Here is a 4,337-nt window from a genome sequence, read left to right as displayed (position 1 = left end):
ACGTAATTATTCAACATCACCGGCATAACAAGCATCAGGATATCTTCATTGTCTGATTTGTCTGAAGGAACGATCAAGCCGGCCCTGTTTGGTGCAGAAAACTTCAAGGTCACTTCTTTGGAAGAAAGGTTATTCAACATTTCCACCAAGAATTTTGCATTGAATCCGATCTCGATATCTTCGCCGTCATGGTCGCAAGACAATCTTTCGTTTGCTTCATTGGAAAAATCAAGGTCTTCTGCTGAGATCTGCAATTCGCTTCCGGTCAATTTCAACCTTACCTGATGGGTAGTCTTATTGGCATAAATAGCAATCCTTCTCAATGAACCCAAAAACTCCAACCTGTCTATGGTCATGTGGTTTGGATTGTCCACAGGAATCACATTTTCATAATCCGGAAATCTTTCATCTATCAGTCTACAGATCATTTTGATGCTGTTGAACTTGAAATATGCATTGGAACTGTTGAATTCAACAGCAACAGGTACATTTTCGGAAGGCAAAGTAGATTTTAAAAGATTGAGGGCCTTTCTAGGAATGATGATGCTTGCCCCGTCAGCTGCTGCCACATCTACTCTTCTGTATCTTACCAAACGGTGTCCATCAGTCGCAACAAAAGTGGTATTGGTACTGCTCAGGTTGATGTAAACCCCTGTCATTGCAGGTCTTAATTCGTCATTACTTGTAGCAAAAATCGTATTGGAAATCGCGCTGCTCAAAATCTCCGTGGACATATCCACTGTGGTAGGATTTGTTACCGTTGGAATTTTCGGGAAATCTGTAGCGTTTTCTCCTGCCAACTTGTATCGGCCATTATCAGAACTGATTTCGACGCTGTATGTATCTTGGTCAATGCTGAAAGTTACCGGTTGCTCGGGAAGATTTTTGAGTGTTTCGATCAAAATCTTTGCGGGAACTGCAATATTTCCATCTTCTCTTGCTTCGACATCTATCTCTGTAATCATGGAAGTCTGCAAATCGGAGGCAGTAATGGTCAATTTTCCTCCTTTGATTTCAAAAAGGAAATTTTCCAAAATTGGAACCACCGGATTGGTCGTTACCACTCCATTGATTGCAGAAAGCTGCTTTAACAGTGCATTAGAAGAAACAATAAATTTCATATGGGAAGGGCTTTATTTTCGTTATTTTTTGAACAGGGTAAATTTATAAATAAAATTATAAAAGCTGCCCTTGACTTACACTTTCCTGTAAAAAAATCAAGCTCAGTGTGGACTTTCTGATAATTGTGGATCACATTACCGGTACTTTTTTGAAAATCTCTGTTTTTTGATTCCAATCCAAAGTATTCCAAGAATTGAAAACAAAAACACCGGAACAAGAATATTGATGAGTTGCCATCTTGTTTTCTCGTTTTGGACTTTGATTTTGTTAAGGGGGCGGATCTGAAACTGTTTGGTTCGGGTTGAGATTATTCCCTCAGGTTCTACAAGGTAACTGATCAGATTCAACAGAAGCTGTCTGTTGGCATACTTGACATTGCTGAATGCATCTTGTCCCAAAACCAAAGGATTGCCATCTGCAGGGTTGATATCACTTTGGAAAAGACTTCCTGTACCTGCTACAACTACTTTCCCCAAAGATCCGGATTCCTTAAAACTGGTTTTTTCAGCACTCTCAGGCAGAAACCTGTTTTTGAAAAATGAAGTAAAATCGCCTTCCATTAGGTATAGCAATGGGAGGTTTTTCAGCCCAAATTCATTCAGATCCGGCTCATTCTCCATGTCTACAAAAGCCAACCTGACCGGTGCAGGGGACTTTTTGGTAAAATCAGAGCTGAAAATCAATGGCGTTTTTCTGACGCCGTCTGCCTTTACAGTATCCAAAGAACTTGCAAATTTGACCATCACCTGATCCAATCCTTTGGTGATGGGGTGTGAAGCCATTTTTCCGGCTAAGACAAAAAACGGCCAAGGCAATGGTACCAACTGCTGTTGATCGCCAAAATTTCCTGCCATCACGGGATAGCGGCCAAAGTTCATGTCTTGTATCAAGTCTTTGTTGACCCTGATTCCATACCTGAAAAGCAGTTGATCCAGGCCATTTTCAAAAGGCATGGCCACTGTGCCTTCTCCTCCTGCTTTGGTCATGTCATAGGCCAAAGCATCAATGAGGAAAATCAGATTTCCTCCATTCATCAGGAATTGATCCAGAAGATAGATTTCCTTTTCGGTATATGATTCCTTCGGTCCGGAAACAACCATAATCTTGAATGGATCAAGATCTGAAGGTTTATTTGCCTGCTCCAAGGGAACTTTGTACACTTCGTAATCATCTGCCAAGGCTTCAACAATCCCAAAACCTTCATCAGCCGCCAACTCCCCCTGCCCCATAGCAAGTCCTATTTCCACTGTCTGTTTGCTGACCAATTTTCGGATTCCGTTGATCAGTTCAAACTCCAGGTTCTCCACTGATTGATTGAGAATCTGATCAGGTCCCATACCCATTTCTCCGCGGAGAAGCAGCGTTCCGGTTTCAAATTCAGCATTGCGGATAATTACACCGGGAAAGATGAGTTTGGATTTTTGGCCCCCATCTTCATTGACATACAGGTTGGTGGGATTGATGCCGTATTCAGAAAGTCCAACGATATACTCCTCCTGTTCATCTTTTGGCAAAGCCAAAGGATCCTGATAATAAAAAGTGATTTTTTCACTGCTGTAGGCATTGAATGTTCTGATGGTCTCCTCTATCGAGCGCTGCAATCTCCGCATCCCACCGGGAAGGTTTCCTGTGAGCAAAATCTCCACTTCCAAAGGTTCTTCCAAGGATTCCAAAACTTCAATGGTCGCAGGATGCAGGGAATACCTTTTGTCAGCAGTCAAGTCAATCCGGAAAGGGACAAGAGTGGCGATCAGCCAGACCAAAACCAAAATCCCAGCTAAGATTCCTAGGTTTTTGAAAAGTGATATGTTGGTCGATTTATTCATTTTCTTCGGATTAATATTCCGGTCAAACCCAACATCAACACAATCACTGAAAGGAAATAAGCGATATTCTGTGCGTCAATCACTCCCCTGCTCATGCTTTGGTAGTGGTAGCTCAAGCTCATTTCTTCCAAAAACAAAGCAAAGGAACTCATCACCTGAAGCTGCACCAAGGCCGTCAATCCAAAATACAACAGGAATGAAATAAAAACACCCAAGATAAATGCCACGATCTGATGCGAGGTAAGGGCAGAACCCAATATCCCGATTGACGCAAAAACAGCCCCAATAAACACCAACCCTATCCAAGAACCAAAAAATCCCGCATGGTCAATATTTCCTACCGGATCACCCAAATGGACTATACTATAATAATAAACCAAAGTAGGTAGCAAAGCCACGATAATCAATGTCAAGGCTGCAGCGTATTTGGCAAGGATGATTTTTGGGATCGAAAGCGGGGAAGTCATCAATATCTCCCAAGTACCGGATTTCTTTTCCTCGGCGATCATCTTCATCGTGATGGCAGGTATCAGAAAAGTAAATACATAAGGCGTGTAGACAAAAAGAGGCTCAAGGTCTGCAAAGCCATATTCCAACACCGAAGTATCTGGAAATACCCAAACGATCAAACCCAAAGAAATCAGAAAGACGCCAAGAATCAGGTAACCGCTCAGGTTGCTGAAAAATCCGTTTATCTCCTTCCAATACAATGCGCGCATCGGCTTAGCTTTGGGTGATTTGGTGAAAAATAGATTCCAGGTTTTTTTCTTTTTGTTGGATACTGACCAAGGTCAGGTTCTTTTCCTGAAGGATTTGGAGCAATTCTTTCCTTGCATGAGCAGCATCCTCCACTTTCAGTTGGATGGACTTTTCAGAAATTGAAAATGATATTTCACCTAGTCTTGAAAACCATTCCAACTCAAGTTTTTCTTCTGTCTCCAATACCAAAACTGATTTGCCTGCTTCGGATTTCAGGTTTTTCAATAAGTCAGAAGCGACAATTTTTCCTTTGGATATAATGACCACTTTGTCGCAAATGGCTTCCACTTCTTGCATGATGTGGGTGCTGAGAATCAACGTTTTGTTTGCGCTGATATTTTTGATCAGTTTTCTGATTTCTACCAGTTGGTTGGGGTCTAGTCCTGTGGTGGGCTCATCGAGGATAATCACTTCCGGATCATGGATCAAAGCTTTTGCCAAGCCGACCCGCTGTCTGTATCCTTTGGAAAGTTGGGAGATTTTCTTGTGTGATTCGACTTCCAAGCCGCATAAAGGAATCAATTCCTCTATCCTGTTTTTGAGTGCTTTTCCTTTCAATCCGTATAGTCCCCCGATAAAATCCAAAAACTCCTTGATGTACATGTCATGGTAAAGAGGATTGTGCTCGGG

The 4,337-nt window shown here is 42.0% G+C and carries 4 protein-coding genes; all 4 read right to left on the bottom strand.

The features are described from left to right. A partial coding sequence (gene dnaN / locus ACZFYI_RS16405; protein ID WP_462525210.1) for a DNA polymerase III subunit beta occupies positions 1-1,121 on the bottom strand: 1,121 nt, incomplete at its 3' end. Positions 1,122-1,256: 135 nt separating this feature from the next. After that, positions 1,257-2,948, bottom strand: coding sequence for a gliding motility-associated ABC transporter substrate-binding protein GldG (gene gldG, locus ACZFYI_RS16400; RefSeq protein WP_462525209.1), 1,692 nt, complete (start codon positions 2,946-2,948; stop codon positions 1,257-1,259). Beyond that, positions 2,945-3,667 (bottom strand): gliding motility-associated ABC transporter permease subunit GldF, encoded by a 723-nt coding sequence (gene gldF / locus ACZFYI_RS16395; protein ID WP_462525208.1) that lies wholly within the window; start codon positions 3,665-3,667, stop codon positions 2,945-2,947. Before gldF ends, gldG begins: the two co-directional genes overlap by 4 nt. Before the next feature lie 4 nt (positions 3,668-3,671). Next, a partial coding sequence (locus tag ACZFYI_RS16390; RefSeq protein WP_462525207.1) for an ATP-binding cassette domain-containing protein occupies positions 3,672-4,337 on the bottom strand: 666 nt, incomplete at its 5' end.

The sequence above is a fragment of the Aquiflexum sp. genome, assembly GCF_977115555.1.
Note: the sequence above shows the minus strand (reverse complement) of the source record. Positions and strands in the feature narration are given on the sequence as shown.

Bases quoted from the DNA above. Each gene is read 5' to 3' on its own strand.
- gldG (WP_462525209.1), bottom strand. From the start codon at position 2,948: ATGAATAAATCGACCAACATATCACTTTTCAAAAACCTAGGAATCTTA.
- gldF (WP_462525208.1), bottom strand. From the start codon at position 3,667: ATGCGCGCATTGTATTGGAAGGAGATAAACGGATTTTTCAGCAACCTG.